Annotated in this window: 14 protein-coding genes; 11 read left to right on the top strand and 3 right to left on the bottom strand. The window is 64.6% G+C overall.

Going from position 1 to position 18,478, the window contains the following annotated elements; translation table 11 throughout:
- Positions 1–112 precede the first annotated feature (112 nt).
- From P0D70_RS25845 to P0D70_RS25820, 6 genes are all read left to right on the top strand, one after another.
- Positions 113–775 carry a response regulator gene (locus P0D70_RS25845; RefSeq protein ID WP_408186547.1) on the top strand — a complete coding sequence of 221 codons (663 nt, stop codon included), beginning with the start codon at positions 113–115 and terminating at the stop codon, positions 773–775.
- Positions 776–779: 4 nt separating this feature from the next.
- Complete coding sequence (locus P0D70_RS25840; RefSeq protein WP_408186546.1) at positions 780–2,081, top strand: ATP-binding protein; 1,302 nt, start codon at positions 780–782, stop codon at positions 2,079–2,081.
- A gap of 168 nt (positions 2,082–2,249) precedes the next feature.
- The gene (locus tag P0D70_RS25835) at positions 2,250–3,767 is read left to right on the top strand and encodes a DegQ family serine endoprotease (RefSeq protein WP_408186545.1); all 1,518 of its coding nucleotides are present in this window, start codon (positions 2,250–2,252) and stop codon (positions 3,765–3,767) included.
- Between the two features lie 301 nt (positions 3,768–4,068).
- The gene (locus tag P0D70_RS25830) at positions 4,069–4,566 is read left to right on the top strand and encodes a peptidase associated/transthyretin-like domain-containing protein (protein ID WP_408186544.1); all 498 of its coding nucleotides are present in this window, start codon (positions 4,069–4,071) and stop codon (positions 4,564–4,566) included.
- A gap of 151 nt (positions 4,567–4,717) precedes the next feature.
- Entirely contained in the window at positions 4,718–5,110 is a 393-nt protein-coding gene (locus P0D70_RS25825; RefSeq protein ID WP_408186543.1) for a DUF427 domain-containing protein, read from the top strand.
- Between the two features lie 33 nt (positions 5,111–5,143).
- Positions 5,144–5,893: an SRPBCC family protein gene (locus P0D70_RS25820; protein ID WP_091799427.1), complete on the top strand. Its 750-nt coding sequence runs from the start codon at positions 5,144–5,146 to the stop codon at positions 5,891–5,893.
- Positions 5,894–6,039: 146 nt separating this feature from the next.
- On the opposite strand, the gene P0D70_RS25815 is transcribed toward P0D70_RS25820, so the two are convergent.
- A complete protein-coding gene (locus P0D70_RS25815) occupies positions 6,040–7,035 on the bottom strand; it encodes a helix-turn-helix domain-containing protein (RefSeq protein WP_091799430.1) in 996 nt (331 codons plus the stop codon).
- Between the two features lie 182 nt (positions 7,036–7,217).
- Here P0D70_RS25815 and P0D70_RS25810 point away from each other — a divergent pair, with 182 nt between their 5' ends.
- Positions 7,218–7,853, top strand: a complete 636-nt coding sequence (locus P0D70_RS25810) for a cysteine hydrolase family protein (RefSeq protein ID WP_408186542.1) — start codon at positions 7,218–7,220, stop codon at positions 7,851–7,853.
- Here the strand turns inward: P0D70_RS25810 and P0D70_RS25805 are convergent, their stop codons facing one another.
- Positions 7,854–8,513 (bottom strand): TetR family transcriptional regulator, encoded by a 660-nt coding sequence (locus tag P0D70_RS25805; protein WP_408186541.1) that lies wholly within the window; start codon positions 8,511–8,513, stop codon positions 7,854–7,856.
- A 432-nt stretch (positions 8,514–8,945) separates the two neighbouring features.
- Between P0D70_RS25805 and P0D70_RS25800 the strand changes: the two genes are divergently transcribed.
- From P0D70_RS25800 to P0D70_RS25790, 3 genes are read left to right on the top strand one after another with little or no spacing between them, the layout of a single operon-like run.
- The gene (locus tag P0D70_RS25800) at positions 8,946–10,178 is read left to right on the top strand and encodes an efflux RND transporter periplasmic adaptor subunit (protein ID WP_408186540.1); all 1,233 of its coding nucleotides are present in this window, start codon (positions 8,946–8,948) and stop codon (positions 10,176–10,178) included.
- A gap of 18 nt (positions 10,179–10,196) precedes the next feature.
- A complete protein-coding gene (locus tag P0D70_RS25795) occupies positions 10,197–13,406 on the top strand; it encodes an efflux RND transporter permease subunit (RefSeq protein WP_091799442.1) in 3,210 nt (1,069 codons plus the stop codon).
- A 1-nt stretch (position 13,407) separates the two neighbouring features.
- On the top strand, positions 13,408–14,955 hold the full coding sequence (locus tag P0D70_RS25790) for an efflux transporter outer membrane subunit (protein WP_408186539.1): 1,548 nt from the start codon (positions 13,408–13,410) through the stop codon (positions 14,953–14,955).
- A 150-nt stretch (positions 14,956–15,105) separates the two neighbouring features.
- On the opposite strand, the gene P0D70_RS25785 is transcribed toward P0D70_RS25790, so the two are convergent.
- Complete coding sequence (locus P0D70_RS25785; protein ID WP_091801041.1) at positions 15,106–16,515, bottom strand: nucleobase:cation symporter-2 family protein; 1,410 nt, start codon at positions 16,513–16,515, stop codon at positions 15,106–15,108.
- A gap of 426 nt (positions 16,516–16,941) precedes the next feature.
- Between P0D70_RS25785 and P0D70_RS25780 the strand changes: the two genes are divergently transcribed.
- A complete protein-coding gene (locus P0D70_RS25780; protein ID WP_408186538.1) occupies positions 16,942–18,387 on the top strand; it encodes a xylulokinase in 1,446 nt (481 codons plus the stop codon).
- Positions 18,388–18,478: the final 91 nt, after the last annotated feature.

Here is an 18,478-nt window from a genome sequence, read left to right as displayed (position 1 = left end):
GCCCATTGTAGTGACATGCCGCGAGGCTGCGGTGGAAAATGCGCCACGCGCCGCGCATGCCTGAGGCGGGCGCTAGAATGCGGCATCATCGAACGATTCGGAACGGATAACCATGCGCATCTTGCTAGTCGAAGACGACCGGATGATCGCCGAAGGCGTGCGCAAGGCGCTGCGCGGCGAAGGCTTCGCGGTCGACTGGGTGGAAGACGGGGAAGCAGCGCTCAGCGCAGCGGCCAGCCAGCCTTACGATCTCGTACTGCTCGACCTGGGGCTGCCCAAGCGTGACGGTCTCGACGTGCTGCGCACGTTGCGCGCTCGCGGCCATGCGCTGCCGGTGCTGATCGTCACCGCGCGCGACGCCGTGGCGGATCGCGTCAAGGGCCTCGACGCCGGCGCCGACGACTACCTCGTCAAGCCTTTCGATCTCGACGAACTCGGCGCCCGCATGCGCGCGCTGATTCGCCGTCAATCCGGGCGCAGCGATTCGACCATCCGCCTCGGCAATCTGACGCTCGATCCCGCCTCGCATCAGGTCACGCTCGACGGCTCGCCGGTGGCGTTGTCGGCGCGTGAATTCGCGCTGCTCGAGGCGCTGCTCGCGCGTCCCGGCGCCGTGCTCTCGAAGAGCCAGCTCGAAGAAAAAATGTACGGCTGGGGTGAGGAGATCGGCAGCAATACCGTCGAGGTCTACATTCACGCGCTGCGCAAGAAACTCGGTGCGGACCTGATCCGCAACGTACGCGGTCTGGGCTACATGATCGCTAAGGACGCCTGAGCCGATGCGTTCGATCCGCCGTCAATTGCTGGTCTGGCTGCTGGCGCTGGTGCTGCTCGGTGTCGGCATCGCCGGTTGGCTGATCTACCGGCAAGCGCTTGCCGAAGCCAACGAACTCTTCGATTACCAGTTGGAGCAGATCGCCGCGGCGCTGCCGTCGGAACCGTTCTCGCAGGTGCTGGGTTCGCGCGACACCGGCGACGAAGGCATCGTGCTGCAAATCTGGAATCGCAACGGCGTGCTGATGTACTACTCGCGTCCGCGTGCGCCGCTCGCGCCGCGCGCCGAGCTCGGCTTTTCGACCGAGCACACCGATCGCGGCGAGTGGCGCGTGTATGGCGCGATCGTCGGCGATAACGTGGTGCAACTGGCGCAGCCGGTGTCCGTGCGTAACCGGCTTGCCGCGAATGTCGCGCTGCGCACGCTGTGGCCGTTGATCGTGCTGCTGCCGTTGCTGGGGCTCGCGGTGTGGGTGATCGTCGGACGCGGACTCAGGCCGCTGCGCCGCGTGACGAGCGCACTCGACGCGCGTCATCCCGAGGCACTCGATCCTTTGCCGGACCAGCGTCTGCCGCTCGAAGTGCAGCCGCTCGTGCGCGCGCTGAACGGGCTGCTCGAACGGCTCGCCACCGCGCTCGATATTCAGAAGGCATTCGTCGCCGACGCGGCGCATGAATTGCGCACGCCGCTGGCCGCCGTGCAGATTCAGGCGCAACTCGTGGCGCGCGCGAAAGACGAAGCCGGCCGCAGCGAAGCGCTCGCCGATCTGCAAGCGGGCGTGACGCGCGCCACGCGTCTTGCCGAACAACTGCTGGCGCTCGCGCGTTCCGAGCCGGACGGACTCGCCGCCACCGACGCGATCGATCTGCGCGCGCTGCTCGAAGAATGTGTGCTGGCTTACGCGCCGCTCGCGCAGAATCGCGGCGTCGATCTCGGCATCGAGGCGACAGAGTCCGCCACCGTGATCGGCGACGCCGACGCGCTGCGCGTGATGTTCAACAATCTCGTGGATAACGCAACCAAATACACGCCGCGCGGCGGACATGTGGATGTCGTTCTGCGTGTGGAAGAGGGACACCCGGTCGTGCGGATCGCCGACAGCGGCCCGGGGATCGATCCGGCGGAACGCGATCGCGTGTTCGACCGTTTCTATCGCGCGGGCGCCAGTGCGAACCGCGCGCGGACCGACGTGGCGGGCAGCGGTCTGGGTCTCGCGATCGTGCGCCGCATCGCCGTGCAGCATCATGCCGCCGTGTTGCTCGACGAATCGCCGGCGGGCGGCTTGCAGGTCAGCGTGCGCTTTTGAAGGACGGGCTTTCAGTTCGTAAGAGGCTTTGATCGAGGCTTGTGCAACGCTGCAATAGCGCCTCGAAAACAGGATGGAAGCGATCTGTCGCTGCTTAAGACTCTTTTAAGTGACGCCACGTACGCTTCGAGACATCCAAAGTCTCTTTCTCCCAGTCAGGAGTACACGATGAACGCGAAAACCTTGTCCCGCAGCGCTGTTGCAGTGGCTGTCGCCGTGGCGCTCTCCGCCGGCTATGTGGCGGGGCATCGCGACGTGCCCGCGCCGCAGGTGATCACGCCGGCGCAAGCCGCGATGATGCCCGCCGAAGCCGCCGCCAAAACCGGCATTCCCGACTTCTCGGGCCTCGTCGAAACCTACGGTCCGGCGGTCGTCAACATCAGCGCGAAACATGTCGTCAAGCAGACGGCGCTGCGCGGCAATTCCGGTAATGGCAACGGCGGCGGCAACCAGTTGCCGATCGATCCGAGCGACCCGTTCTACCAGTTCTACAAGCACTTCTTCGGCGGCATGCCCGGCATGCAGGGCGGCGACGGCGGCGATGCGCCCGATCAGCCGAGCGCGAGCCTGGGCTCGGGGTTCATCGTCAGCAATGACGGCTACATCCTGACCAATGCGCACGTGGTGGACGGCGCGAACGTCGTCACGGTGAAGCTGACCGACAAGCGCGAATTCCGCGCAAAGGTGGTCGGCGCCGACAAGCAGTCCGACGTCGCCGTGCTGAAGATCGATGCGAGCAATCTGCCGACCGTGAAGATCGGCGACCCGCGTCAAAGCAAGGTCGGCCAGTGGGTCGTCGCGATCGGTTCGCCTTACGGTTTCGACAACACGGTGACCTCGGGCATCATCAGCGCCAAGTCGCGCTCGCTGCCTAACGAAAACTACACGCCGTTCATTCAGACCGACGTGCCGGTGAACCCCGGCAACTCGGGCGGCCCGTTGTTCAATCTGCAAGGCGAAGTGATCGGCATCAATTCGATGATCTATTCGCAGACGGGCGGCTTCCAGGGCCTTTCGTTCGCTATCCCGATCAATGAAGCGATCAAGGTCAAGGACGACATCGTCAAGACCGGTCACGTGAGTCGCGGCCGCCTCGGCGTGGCGGTGCAGGGCATGAACCAGACGCTGGCCGATTCGTTCGGCATGCAGAAGCCGCAAGGTGCGCTGGTTAGCTCGGTCGATCCGGGCGGCCCGGCCGCTAAGGGCGGTCTGCAGCCGGGCGACGTGATCCTGTCGGTGAACGGCGAGCCCGTTGGCGACTCGTCCGATCTGCCGTCGCAGGTTGCGGGTCTCGCGCCGGGCAGTTCGGCGACCGTGCAGGTATGGCGCGACAAGGCCACCAAGGACCTGAAGGTGACCATCGGCTCGTTGTCGGATGCGAAGGTGGCGTCAGACAAGGCCGATCAGCCGACCCAGTTGCAAGGCCGCCTCGGCGTGGCAGTGCGGCCGCTGACGCCGGAAGAAAAGAGCGGTGCGTCGGTGTCGCACGGTCTGCTCGTGCAGCAGTCAGGCGGCGCGGCGGAAAGCGCCGGCATCCAGCCGGGCGACGTGATTCTGGCGGTCAACGGGCGGCCCATTTCGAGCGTCGATCAGTTGAAGCAGATGATCGCCGGTGCCGGCAACAGCATCGCGTTGCTGATCCAGCGCGACAACGCGCAGATCTTCGTCCCGGTCGATCTCGGCTGATCGGGTGAGCGCGGCGGCTGTACCGGTCGGCGGCCGGGCGGCGGTTTGACCGACGGCTAGCCGATTCGCCCGCGAATTGAAGTAATGCTTGCCGGTCCCGTTGCATTTACTGCCAGCGGACCGGCAATTTTCATTTGGTGCCAACTATTGAAGCAGGGCGTTGCGCGCTACCCGGCGTGGCGCGCAGCGGTTTTCCAGAGGACGCGCCGGCGGCTTGGCACGCAGGTTGCGTCTACCTTGGTCCGGGCCCATCGCGGGGTGCCGGAGAAGCAGGGATAAGACCTCAACAAGGAGCGAACCGATGAAAACCCAACGCAATCAGCGAAGGCTCGTAGCCGCTGCGGTGTGCGCAGCGCTCACGCTCGGTCTGGCGGGTGGCGCGTATGCACAGCAGGCAAGCGACACGACCGGCGGCACGACCACGGATCAAACCAGCGCGGGTAACGCCAACGGTGGCGGCTTGCCGCAAATCCAGCAGCAAGGCGATGTCTCGTTCGTGTCGGGCGGCGTCGGCCTCGACGAATCTAAGGCGTTACAGCAGGCGCAAAGCCAGTGGCCCCTGTCGCTGCGCTTCACCGGCCCCGGTTCCGACTTTCTCGCCGACGTCCACGTGCGCGTGGTCGATGCGCACAACGGCGAAGTGCTGACGACTACGTCACGCGGGCCGTATATGCTCGTCAAACTGCGCCCGGGCCGCTACACGGTGCATGCGCAATACAAGGATCGCGACCAGTCCAAGGCGGTGACGATCCCGGCCAAGGGTACCGCCAAGGCCGCGTTCTACTGGAACACGCAATAAGCGTGAGGCCGTTTTGCGCGGAGTTGCGGCTAGCTTCGTACCCCGCGCAGGAACGTCGCGCAATCGGCCGGACTTTGGCCGATAATGAAGCCACGGGCACGCCCCGTGGCTTTACTGTTTGCACGACCGCACACCATCACGGAGCCGAGACATGAGCGATGCCTTGACACCTCACGGAAGCCCCGGCACGAGTGCGGGCGGGCACACCATCGTGATCACCGGCAACCATCACCGGGTGCGGGTGATACACGGCGGTGTGACCATGGCCGATACGCAGGCGGGACTGACACTGGCGGAAACCGGTTTGCCGGACGTGTTCTATTTTCCGCGTTCGGATGTGAACATGGCGCGGCTCGAACGCTCGGCGCATAAGTCGCACTGCCCGTTCAAGGGTGAGGCGTCGTACTTCCATCTGCGCACGGAAGACGGCCTGATCGAAAACGCCGTGTGGAGCTACGAAACGCCGCTCGAGTCGGCGGCCACGATCAAAGGGTATCTCGCGTTTTACGCATCGCGCGTCGACCGCATCGATCAGACGTCCTGATCCCGCTGTCGCGCGTTCATCGGGGAGGCTGCCATGGAACTGAACGACGCGTTACGGATTCCGCTTGCGCCGTCTGAGGTTTGGGAGGCGTTGCAAGACCTCGCGCTATTACGCGCCAGCCTCGACAACTGCGAGTCGTTCACGCGCCTTGCGCATGGCGAATACGAGCTGATCATGACGGTGCCGCTCGGCCCACTGCGCGCGCGTTATGAAGCACGCGCCCACGTGGCCGGGCAGGATTCCGGACCGGCGGACGCGCAGCGCCGCACCATCAACTTCAAGGCGCGCGCCGAAGGCATCGGCGCGTTGCGTGGTCAGATCGAAGTGCGCTTGCGCGCCGACGAAGGCGGGCATGGCGCCGACAAGGCGCGCGGCACGCGGATCGACTACACGATCTGGGCAACCTCGTCCGGCCCGCTCGCCGAACTGCCGACACGTCAACTCGAAAACGCCCTGCATCAACTGGCCGACGACTTCTTCTCCGAGTTCGACGCTGTCGTGCGCGCCAAGCATGGGCAAGGGCCCAACCGTGCACGGGGCTCGGCGGTGCGCCGTCAGCATGTGTTTCTGCGGCCGATCACACTTGGCGGCATGGCGCGGCGCGTGCGCCCGGACCACGGCAATGCGTTGCCCGGCCGCGCGGCAAGTGCGTCGCATGGACACTCGCACGGGGTCTCGCATCACGAGCCCAGTCCGCACGCAGTGCCGAACTGGGCCTGGGCGGCGATGATCTTTCTGGTGGCGCTGCTGTTGTATGTGGCGCGCTGGATCAGCGAGCATTGATATTCGTCGCTGGGTCGCTCTGGCGTCGCTTTGGCGTCGTTCCGGTGCGCGGGGCGCGTATCGCTGCTGTCGCGCCGGCGCGACTACGAAATTCCGTTGGGCTGCTACGAAACGTCGTCGGCGCAACTAGCGCCGCGCTCGCGCGGTTAGACGCCGCGAAATTCTCTCCGCCATGCGGACGGCGACGTGCGAAACGTCTCCGCGAAATGTTGCCTTAGCGAAGCGGTCGAGCCGAAGCCCGCGATTCCCGCGATCGCTTCCACCGACTCGTCCGTCCCCTCCAGCAGTTGCTGCGCGCGTGCGAGCCGCTGCGCCAGCAGCCATGCGCCCACGGTCGTGCCGGTGGCGAGCCGGAAGCGTCGCGTGAAAGTGCGGCGGCTCATCAGCGCGCGCCCGGCCAGCGAGTCGAGCGTGTGCGGCAATGCCAGATTCCCGCTGACCCAGTCGAGCAGGCCCGACAGCCGGTCGCCGCGCACATTCGGCGGCATGGGCTGCTGAACGTATTGCGCCTGGCCGCCTTGCCGATGCGGCGGCACCACCAGCCGGCGCGCCACATGATTGGCCACTTGCGCGCCGCACATCTTGCGCATCACGTGCAGACAGCAGTCGAGGCCGGCGGCCGTGCCGGCCGAGGTCAGCACGTTGCCGTCGTCGACATAGAGCACGTTGGGGTCGAGGCGCACGCGCGGGTAGCGGCGCGCGAAGTCGTCGGCCCATGCCCAGTGCGTCGAGGCCGGCCGCTCGTCGAGGATGCCGGCGGCCGCCAGCACGAATGCGCCGAGACACAGCCCGACCAGTTGCGCGCCGCGCGCATGGGCGGCGCGCAGCGCATCGAGCAGCGCGGCCGGTGGCGTTTCGGCCGGGTCGCGCCAGCTCGGCACGATGATCGTGCCGGCATCGGCCAGGGCTTCGAGTCCATGCGTGACGCCGATCGAAAAGCCGGCCGTGGTGGTCAGCGCGCCTGTTTCAGCGGCGCAGACGCGGAAGTCGAACTCCGGCACGCCGCCGCCGCTGCGGTCCTCGCCGAACACTACGCACGGCACCGAGAGGTGGAACGGACTGATGCGGTCGAAGGCGACCACCGCGACGACGTGCCGGGGCGCTGCGCCGTGCGTCGCGGCAGAAGAAACGGGCGTGGCCATCAGTCACCTCGTGAAATCCGACGATGGCCCGATTCTAGCGAATCTTGTCATTCGGGTCGCTGTCGCGACGTGGGCGGCGGGGGAACAATGCAGTTATCGCCGCGGCTCGTTCTCAGGCCAACCCCGACCGGATCAGTCTGCGCGGCGCCAACCATCCCTTTACCCGACCGAGGAGTCTTGCAATGACCGCCACACCGCGCCGCGCGCTGATCGTCATCGATGTGCAGAACGAATATGTGACAGGCGATCTGCCGATCGAATACCCGGACGTGCAAAGCTCGCTCGCCAACATTGGCCGTGCAATGGATGCGGCGCGCGCCGCGGGCGTGCCGGTCGTTGTCGTGCAGAATCTGGCGCCGGCCAGCTCGCCGTTATTCGCGCGTGGCAGCAGCGGGGCGGAACTGCATCCAGTGGTGGGCGAGCGGGCTCGCGATCATTACGTGGAGAAGTCCCTGCCGAGCGCCTTTACCGGCACCGATCTGGCCGACTGGCTCGCCGCGCGTCAAATCGACACGCTGACGGTCACGGGCTACATGACGCACAACTGCGACGCGTCGACCATCAACCACGCGGTTCACGCCGGGCTCGCCGTCGAGTTTCTGCACGACGCGACGGGCTCGGTGCCGTATGAAAACAGCGCGGGTTTCGCCAGCGCGCAGGAGATTCACCGGGTATTCAGCGTGGTGCTGCAGTCGCGCTTCGCGGCGGTGGCGAGCACGGACGAGTGGATCGGGGCAGTGGAAGGCGGGGCAGCGCTCCCGCGCGGCAATATCTATGCCTCGAATCAGCAGGCCCGGGCCAGGCGGGCCGCGGCGTAACTAGCCGCCGGCTGTTCGCCGCGCATGCCCGTTGCGCAACGCCGGGCTCAGCTTCAGCGCGTCGAACATGCCTTCAACCATCTGTACGGCGTGGGCGCCGAAATCCGTGGCGTCGGGCAGGAACAGCATGTCGCGCAGTGAACCGCTGACAAACGCGTGCACCATGGCCGCCGCCAGCTTCGTATCCAGATCCGCGGGCATTTGCCCCTTGGAGATGGCGTTGCGCAGACCGCCTTCGATTTTCGTGAGCCCTTCGCGCATATTGGTCTGATAGCGGACCATTACCGGGCCCATTTCCTCGACCAGCTCGCATTTCAGAAACAGGATGTCGAACACGCGCCGGCGACGCGGATCGTTAGCCGTGTCGCGCAGGCAGACCTTGCAGATTTCCATCAGGCGCCCGAGCGGATCGGGCTCGTTGGGGTCGAGCGAGGCGGCTTTGAGTTCGTCCAGCGGCAGCAGCACGCGGTCGAACATCTCCGTAAACAGATCGCTCTTGTGGGCGAAGTGCCAGTAAATCGCGCCGCGCGTAACGCCGGCAGCCTGCGCGATGTCGGCGAGCGACGTACGCGAAACACCCTTCTCGAAAAAAACGCGCTCGGCGGCGTCGAGAATGCTATTGCGCGTCTCCAGCGCCTCTTCTTTGGTTCTTCGGACCATATTGGAATGACCTGCCCTGATTGTGGGGTTTTCCCGGGCGCTTTTAAGTGCGCCCGATGACAATCTGACTACGCCTGAGCGAATTGTGAAGCGATCTTGCGAGCCCCCCGCCCGCAAGAGATGTAAACGCACTTTTACATGCATTCGTGAATGTATATATAATAGCATCCCACGATCGGATAGCCCAAGCCGTGACGACACGTTAATATCCGTCACTGTTGCCTTTCAAAACGCTCTTTGCGCCGTGCCGGAATGGGCGGCGCCGTGCGGCATTTCCCCGGTATGGCGCATTTCGTTGAGGATGCCCAGCAGGTTCGGTTTGCGTGCATGGGGCATCCGGTCAGCGTCGCGAGACGCATGTGTGCGCAACCGTCCCCGGCGTAGGGATGCACGCACTTTTTCATTCTCTCAGTCTTAGACAGAGGTCGCTCCATGCGCGTCGAACGGGTTCCATTCCGCTTAATCAGTGCCGCGACGGCTGCCGTATTGCTGGCAGCGTGCGGGCCAAAACAATCTGCGCCGCCGCCACAAACGCCCGAAGTCGGCGTTGTCACTGTCCAGCCGACGGCCGTGCCCGTCGTCACCGAGTTGCCTGGCCGCACGAGCGCCTTCCTCGTCGCGCAAGTGCGCGCACGGGTCGACGGCATCGTGCTGCGCCGCGAGTTCACCGAAGGCAGCCAGGTCAAAGCGGGGCAGCGTCTGTACAAGATCGATCCGGCGCCGTACATCGCCACGCTGAACAACGCCAAGGCAACGCTCGCGAAGGCGCAGGCCAACCTCGTGTCCACCACCGCGCAGGCCAATCGCTACAAGGTGCTGGTTGCCGCCAACGCGGTCAGCAAGCAGGACTACGACAACGCGGTGGCCTCGGAAGGCCAGGCCGCGGCAGACGTGGCCGCGGGCAAGGCGGCGGTCGACACGGCGCAGATCAATCTGGGCTACACGGACGTCGTGTCGCCGGTGAGCGGCCAGGTCGGCATCTCGCAAGTCACGCCCGGCGCCTACGTGCAGGCTAGCGCCGCCACGCTGATGGCCACCGTGCAGACACTCGACCCGGTCTATGTGGACCTGACGCAATCGAGCCTCGACGGCCTGAAGCTGCGCCGCGAGATGCAGGAAGGCCGTCTGAAGACGAGCGGTCCGGACGCCGCCAAGGTGTCGCTGATTCTCGAAGACGGCCGCACCTATTCGGAAAAGGGCAAGCTGCAGTTCACCGACGTGACCGTCGACCAGGGAACCGGTTCGGTCACGGTGCGCGCGATCTTCAAGAACGCCGACAAGGTGCTGCTGCCGGGCATGTTCGTGCGCGCGCGCATCGAAGAAGGTGTCAACGACCACGCGCTCGTCGTGCCGCAAGTCGGCGTGACGCACGACCAGAAGGGTCAGCCGACCGCGCTGGTCGTCGGTAACGACAACAAGGTCGTGTTGCGTCAGTTGACTACGTCGGGCACTTACGGTTCGAACTGGGTGGTCGAAAGCGGCCTGAATCCGGGTGACCGCGTGATCGTGCAGGGCACCGACAAGGCGAAGCCCGGCATGCAGGTCAAGACCGTCGCCGCGCAACTTCCCGCCACACCCGCTTCCGACGCCTCCGCTCAGGGCGCGCCGGCCGCCAGCGGTGCTGCGCAGACGGCACAACCTGCCTCCGCCGCATCGGGCGCGTAATAACAGGGAGCCCGCCTCATGGCAAAGTTCTTCATTGATCGCCCGATTTTTGCATGGGTGATCGCCATCATTCTGATGCTCGCGGGTATCGCGTCGGTCTTTACGTTGCCGATCGCGCAGTACCCGACCATCGCGCCGCCGGCTGTGCAGATCAGCGCGACGTACCCGGGCGCATCGGCGAAAACGGTGGAAAACACCGTCACGCAGGTGATCGAGCAGCAGATGAGTGGTCTCGACCACTTGCTGTACCTGTCGTCCACCTCGGACGATTCGGGTACGGCAACCATTACGCTGACGTTCGCGGCCGGCACCAATCCTGACATTGCGCAGGTGCAGGTGCAGAACAAGCTGCAACTCGCCACGCCGCTCTTGCCGCAAGCCGTGCAGCAGCTGGGCACCAAGGTCACGAAGTCGAGCAGCAGCTTCTTGCTGGTCATGGCGTTCGTGTCCGAAGACGGCAGCATGAACAAGTACGATCTGGCGAACTACGTCGCGTCGAACATTCAGGATCCGGTCAGCCGTATCGACGGCGTGGGCACGGTGACGCTGTTCGGCTCGCAGTACGCGATGCGGATCTGGCTCGACGCGAACAAGCTGACCAACTTCGGCCTCACGCCGGTGGACGTGGAAACCGCGTTGACGGCGCAGAACGTGCAGGTCGCGGGCGGTTCGCTCGGCGGCACGCCGTCGGTGCCGGGCCAGGTGCTGCAGGCCACTATCACGGAAGCCACGCTGCTGAATACGCCTGAGCAGTTTGGCAACGTGCTGCTGAAGGTGAACACGGACGGTTCGCAAGTTCGTATCAAGGACGTCGCGCGCATCGAGCTGGGTGGCGAAAACTACAACTTCGACACCAAGTACAACGGTCAGCCGACGGCAGGCTTCGGTATTCAGCTCGCAACCGGCGCGAACGCGCTGGCCACCGCCAAGGCGGTGCGCGCGAAGGTCGCCGAACTGTCGAAGTACTTCCCGCACGGTCTGGTCGTGCAGTATCCGTACGACACCACGCCGTTCGTGCGCCTGTCGATCGAGGAAGTGGTCAAGACGCTGCTCGAAGGTATCGTGCTGGTGTTCCTGGTCATGTACCTGTTCCTGCAGAACCTGCGCGCCACGCTGATCCCGACGATCGCCGTGCCGGTGGTGCTGTTGGGCACGTTCGCGATCATGGGTCTGGTGGGCTTCTCGATCAACACGCTGTCCATGTTCGGGCTCGTGCTGGCAATCGGCTTGCTGGTGGACGATGCGATCGTGGTGGTGGAAAACGTCGAGCGGGTGATGCAGGAGGAGGGCTTATCGCCTCGTGACGCCACCCGCAAGGCAATGGATCAGATTACCGGCGCGCTGGTGGGCGTGGCGCTCGTGCTGTCGGCGGTGTTCGTGCCGGTGGCGTTCTCGGGCGGTTCGGTCGGCGCCATTTACCGGCAGTTCTCGTTGACGATCGTGGCGGCGATGGTGCTGTCCGTGCTCGTCGCGTTGATTCTGACCCCGGCATTGTGCGCGACGATCCTCAAGCCGATCGAAAAGGGTCACCAGGAAAAGACCACCGGCTTCTTCGGCTGGTTCAACCGTACCTTCAACCGCAGCCGCGACAAGTATCACTCGGGCGTGCACCACGTGATCAAGCGCTCGGGCCGTTGGCTGATCATCTATATGGTGGTGATCTTCGCGGTTGGCCTGCTGTTCGTGAAGTTGCCGAAGTCGTTCCTGCCTGACGAAGACCAGGGCACGATGTTCGTGCTGGTGCAAACGCCTTCGGGCTCGACGCAGGAAACCACGGCGCGCGCGCTGAAGGACGTGTCCGACTACCTGCTCAATACCGAGAAGGGCATCGTCGAATCGACCTTCACCGTGAACGGTTTCAGCTTCGCCGGTCGCGGCCAGAACGCGGGTCTCGTGTTCGTGCGGATGAAGGACTACGCGGTGCGTCAGCACTCGGACCAGAAGGTGCAGGCGCTGGTGGGCCGTCTCTTCATGCACTTCGGCAGCTACAAGAACGCGCTGGTGTATCCGGTGAATCCGCCGTCGATTCCTGAACTCGGCACCGCCGCGGGCTTCGACTTCGAATTGCAGGATCGCGCGGGCGTCGGTCACGAAAAGCTGATGGAAGCACGCAATATGTTGCTGGGCATGGCGGCGAAAGATCCGACGCTGGCTCAGGTGCGTCCGAACGGCCTGAATGACACGCCGCAGTTCAAGGTGAACATCGACCACGAGAAAGCTTCGGCCCTCGGCGTGTCGCTGTCCGCGATCGACCAGACGTTCTCGATCGCATGGGCGTCGCAGTACGTGAACAACTTCCTCGATACCGATGGCCGGATCAAGAAGGTGTATCTGCAAGGCGATGCGCCGTTCCGTATGAAACCGGAAGACCTGAACGCGTGGTACGTACGCAATACTGCGGGTGGCATGGTGCCGTTCTCGTCGTTCGCCAGCGGCACGTGGACTTACGGTTCGCCGAAGCTGGAGCGCTACAACGGTATTTCCGCAGTGGAAATCCAGGGCGCGGCGGCACCGGGCAAGTCGACCGGTCAAGCCATGACGGCCATGGAAGCGCTCGTGGCGAAGCTGCCGGCGGGTGTCGGCTACGAATGGACGGGCCTCTCGTTGCAGGAACGCCAGTCCGGTTCGCAGGCGCCGATTCTGTACGGCATCTCGATTCTCGTCGTGTTCCTGTGTCTCGCGGCGCTGTATGAAAGCTGGTCGATCCCGTTCTCGGTGATCATGGTGGTGCCGCTCGGTGTGATCGGCGCACTGCTGGCCGCCACGCTGCGTGGGCTCGAGAACGACGTGTTCTTCCAGGTGGGTCTGTTGACCACGGTGGGTCTGTCGGCGAAGAACGCGATTCTGATCGTGGAATTCGCCCGCGAGTTGCAGCAGGGTGAAGGCATGGGGCCGATCGAGGCCGCGCTGGAAGCAGCGCGTCTGCGGTTGCGTCCGATTCTGATGACCTCGCTCGCGTTCATTCTCGGCGTGATGCCGCTCGCCATCAGTAACGGCGCGGGTTCGGCCAGCCAGCACGCGATCGGTACCGGCGTGATCGGCGGGATGTTGACGGCGACCTTCCTCGCGATTTTCATGATCCCGATGTTCTTCGTGGTGATCCGCGCGAAATTCGGCGGTGAGAAGGAAGACCCGGATGAGGCGCTCGCACACTACAACCAGCACCATCCGCATGACCCGCAAGGTGGCGGTTCAACTGGTGAAGGCTCGGGCAAGGACGGACATTGAGATGCAAAAACACTCTCTGATTGCAGTGGCGGTCGCGCTGTTCGCCGCTGGGTGCACGATGGCGCCGAAGTACGAGCGCCCCGCCGTGCCCACGACGAGCACCTTCCCGACCGGCGGCGTGTACGACACGCAGCCGGGCGCGACCCAGCCGGGCCAGCAACAGCCCGGCGCGACCGGCGCCGCGCGCACCGCCAACGGCCAGGCCGCGGCGGATATCGGCTGGCGCGATTTCTTCGTCGATCCGCGCATGCAGCGGTTGATCGAGATCGCGCTGAAGAACAACCGCGATCTGCGCGTGTCGGTGCTGAACATGCAGGCGTCGGCGGCGCAGTTCCGGATCGTTCGCGCCGAGTTGCTGCCGACGCTTGACGCTGCGGCTTCGCAAAGCAAATCGCGTACACCGAAGGACCTGTCGGTCTTCGGCCAGACGATTTCCAACTCGTACTCGGTGGGTCTGAATGCGTCGTGGGAAATCGACTTCTTCGGGCGGATTCAAAGCCTGAAGGATCAGGCGTTGGCGCAGTACCTGGCCACGGCCCAAGCCCGCAAGGCGGCGGAAATCTCGCTGGTCTCGCAGGTCGCGAACCAGTACATGACGGTGCTCGAACTCGACGATCTGTTGAAGGTCACGCAGAACACGCTGAAGACTTCGCAGGAATCGTATCGGATCGCCAAACTGCAATTCGACAACGGTACGGGTTCGGAACTGGATCTGCGTCAGTCGCAAACGGTGGTCGAGCAGGCTTTGGCCAACCTGCAGCAGCAGCAGCGTCTGCGGGCTCAGGCGGATAACGCGCTCGTGCTGTTGCTCGGCGAGCCGTTGCCGGAGGATCTGCCGCCGGGCATGACGTTGGACAACCAGAATCTGCTCACGGACATTCCGGCGGGTTTGCCGTCCGATCTGTTGACGCGTCGTCCCGACATCATGGAGGCCGAAGAGAATCTGCTGGCCGCCAACGCGAACATCGGCGCAGCGCGTGCCGCGTTCTTCCCGAAGGTGTCGCTGACGGGCAGCTTCGGTACGCTGAGCCCATCGCTCGGCGGTCTGTTCAAGCCGGGTTCGGCGGCGTGGAGCTTCGCGCCGTCGATCACGCTGCCGATTTTCGAGGGCGGACAGAATCTCGCCAACCTCGACCTCGCCAACATCCAGAAGAAAGTCCAGATCGCCACGTATGAGAAGGCGATCCAGACGGCCTTCCGCGAAGTGGCGGACGCTCTCGCGGCGCGCGGCACGTACGATCAGCAGATCCAGGCGCTGGAGCGTAATACCTTTGCGGAACAACGCCGGCTGGATCTGTCGAATCTGCGCTATACGAACGGCGTCGACAGTTATCTGTCGGTGCTGACCGCGCAGACGGATCTGTATTCGTCGCAGCAGTTGCTGGTCACTGCCCGGATGGAACGTCTGCAGAACCTCGTGACTTTGTATCAGGCGCTTGGTGGCGGCTGGGTCGAGCATAACGGCGATCAGCCGCGTCCGGCCGACGCACCGGTTGACTACGGCGCAGCGAGTGCGCCGGTGGCGGCTTCGGCGGCTACGGCGGGTTAAGTCTTGTAGTTTGAGGCGCGCACGGCGGTTCTCTGTTTCAGCGAAACCGTCGTGCGCAGCCGGTCATAAAAAAAGCCACGGCATGCCGTGGCTTTTTTTATCCGCGGCGCTCGCGCGAAGTGGCTCGCGCGGCGCCTGATTGCGTGCCGCTCAGTGCAGGTCCGCGGCGCGCAGCATCTCGTCGCTACGCGGTTCATTGCCGCCGCGTCCGTCGAAATCGTGACCGGCGCTGCGAATTTCGCAGCGTGCCTTCTTCTCGCTCTTCACGCCGTTGAAGATCAGGTTCAGCACGACCGCCGACACTGAAGCCAGCAGAATCCCGCTATGCAGCAGCGGCGAGAGCGCCGGCGGCAGCTTCGAGAAGAAGTGCGGCGACACCACCGGCACGAGACCCAGCCCGATACTGACCGCGACGATGAACAGGTTGTGATGGTTCTTCACGAAGTCGACCTTCGAGAGCACCTTGATGCCGTTCGCCGCGACCATGCCAAACATGACGATGCCCGCGCCGCCGAGCACGAACGGCGGCACCGATGCGACCACTTGCGCCATCTTCGGGAACAGACCCAGCAGCACCAGGATCACGCCGCCCATGGCGCACACAAAACGGCTCTTCACGCCAGTCACGCCAATCAGGCCGACGTTCTGCGAGAACGAGGTATGCGGGAACGAGTTGAAGATGCCACCGATCAACGTGCCCAGACCGTCGACACGCAGACCGCGCACCAGCGTCTTCTGATCGACCGGACGATCCACCATGTCGCCGACCGCGAGAAACATACCGGTCGATTCGATGAAGGTGACGAACATGACGGTGACCATCGTCGCGATCGACAGCGGGTCGAAGTGCGGCAGGCCGAAGTGGAACGGCATGACGAAGCCGACCCACGGCGCATGCGTGACGCCCTCCATGTTCACGCGGCCGAGCACCAGCGCGATCACGAAGCCCGCGACGATACCGAGCAGCACCGAGATATTGGCGAGGAAACCCTTGGCGAACTTGTTGATCAACAGAATCAGCATCAGCACGATCAACGAGAGACCGAGATAGACCGGATTGCCGTAATCGGGATTGCCTACGCCGCCGGCCGCCCAGTTGATGCCGACTTCCATCAGCGACAGACCGATCACCGAGATCACCACGCCGATCACGACCGGCGGGAAGAAGCGCAGCAATTTGCCGACCGCGGGCGCGAGCAGGATGCCGACCACACCGGCCGCGATGGTCGAGCCGAAGATGTCGAGAATGCCGAGCGAAGGATTGGTGCCGATCGCGACCATCGGACCGACGGCCGCGAACGTGCAGCCCATGATGACCGGCAGACGGATGCCGAAAATCCACAGACCGAGTGTCTGAATCAGCGTGGCGATGCCGCAGGAAAACAGGTCGGCGCTAATCAGGAACGCGATCTGATCTTTCGGCAACTTGAGCGCCGCGCCGATGATCAGCGGGACCGCGACCGCGCCGGCGTACATCACCAGAACGTGCTGAATGCCGAGGGTGAGCAACTGGCCTGCGGGCAGTCTCTCGTCGCACGGGTGAACCGTGTTCGATTGCATATCGTCTGTCTCCACCATCTGGTTTTTGGGATGGCTCCAAGGTATCGGGGACGAAAAGGTGCAACAAGACCACTGGGGCCTATTCCGGCATTCCCGGTGACGATATGCGAGCGCGCCTTTTGAAAGCCAATATAAAGGTGTGAACGTCGCCCATCGGCGGTCAGCCCCTTGCAGCAGCGATGCGAGGCCGCGCGCAGCACGAACCCGGCTTGACGCGATATGTGTGAGAATCAATGAGGTGTATCTCACTGAGCGCATAGTCCTGTTTTGACGCGGCTCGCAGCGTAGACGGGTTAACCCGCGATTCGGGATTGTTTGCGTGCATTCGGGCGCGTTTCCGAAGCGGTGCGCCGGGCAGAGAAAATGCGCTTTTTGAGCACGCTTTCGCGTGCCCATCTCGGTTCACAATTTCACGCACAATCATCCATGAGTTTTCTCGGCATCGACCTCGGCACCGGCTCTCTCAAAGTAGCGATCGTCGACGAAAACGGTCGCGAGCAGGCGGTGGCGAGCGTCGCTTATGCAATCGAAACGCCGCATGCGGGTTGGGCCGAGACGTCGGTGCAAACGTGGTGGCGCGCGCTATGCGAAGCCGCCGCGCGTTTGCCTGACGGATTGCGCCGCGATGTGCGGGCCATCGGCTTTTCCGGGCAGATGCACGGCGTCGTGCTGATCGACGCAGCGGGCGAAGCCGTGCGGCCCGCCATGCTGTGGCCCGACACGCGCGCGCTGGCCCTGCTCGGCGAGTGGCCCGAGCCGCAGCCGAATCCGGTTGCGCCCGGCATGGCCGGTCCGCTGCTGCGCTGGATCGTGTTGCACGAACCGCAATCCGCGAGCCGCACACGTTGGGCGCTGCAACCGAAAGACTGGCTGCGCGTCGCGCTGGGCGGCGCGATCGCGACCGATCCCTCCGATGCCTGCGCCACCGCGCTCGCCGATCCCGCCGGCGTGTGGGACGCGGCGCTGCTCGCCCGGCTCGGAATTCCGCATGAGTGGTTCGCGCCGCTCGCGCCGTCTTACGCCGCAGGGGGCGTGCTATCGGAGCAGGCTGCGCAGGCGCTGGGTCTGCGCGCCGGCATCGTGCTCGCCACCGGCGCTGCCGATACGCCTTGCGCCGCTCTCGGCAGCGGACTCGCTCGCGACGGCGACGCCTTGCTTACCACCGGCACCGGCGGACAAATCGTCGTGCTGGCCGAGCACGCGCCCGCTGCGGTCAGGGGCTTGCATCGCTATCGGGCAGCGAGCGATCACTGGTATCGGATGGCGGCGATGCAGAACGTCGGCATCGCGCTCGAACGTGTACGCGGTTGGCTCTCCTATGAGTGGGCCGATGCGTATCGTGATGCGTTCGGCGACGCAGCGGTTGCGAGCCCAACGGCCGCATCCGGCCTCACGTTCCTGCCTTACCTCACGGGCGAACGCACGCCTTGGCTCAATCCGATGGCGCGCGGGGGCTGGCTCGGCCTCGCGCTCGATCACACGCGCGGCACGATGATGCGTGCCGCGTTCGAAGGCGTCGCGTTCTCGCTGCGCGCCGGCCTCGACGCGATTCGCGCGAGCGGCGCGACGGTGACGGCATTGAAGCTGGCGGGCGGCGGTTCCATCGACGCGCGCTGGCGCCAGTTGCTGGCCGATGCGTTGAATGTCGAGCTGCACGCGGTCGATTGTCCGAACGCGGCGCCGCGCGGCGCGGCCATGCTCGGCGGTCTCGCAAGCGGGCACTGGCACGCGAGCGATCTCGCCGCGCTCGCGCCCGGCGCGACTCGTGTCGCCGGTCCGCAAGGCGATGCAGCGCTTGCAGAACGCTACACCCGCTTTCTCGATCTCTACGGACGTGTCGAGACATGGTTCGCCGACAAACCTCAGCGCTGAGCGAAACCATGTCGAGTTCAGACAATGCCGTGACGCACTTTGCAATACCATGATGTGTTTCGCACGCTAAGGTGTCGCTCGGCGCACTGCG

The organism is Paraburkholderia sp. RL17-381-BIF-C (genome assembly GCF_046026435.1).
GTDB lineage: Bacteria > Pseudomonadota > Gammaproteobacteria > Burkholderiales > Burkholderiaceae > Paraburkholderia.
The sequence above is the reverse complement of the archived record's forward strand: the minus strand, read 5'-3'. Positions and strand labels throughout refer to the sequence as shown.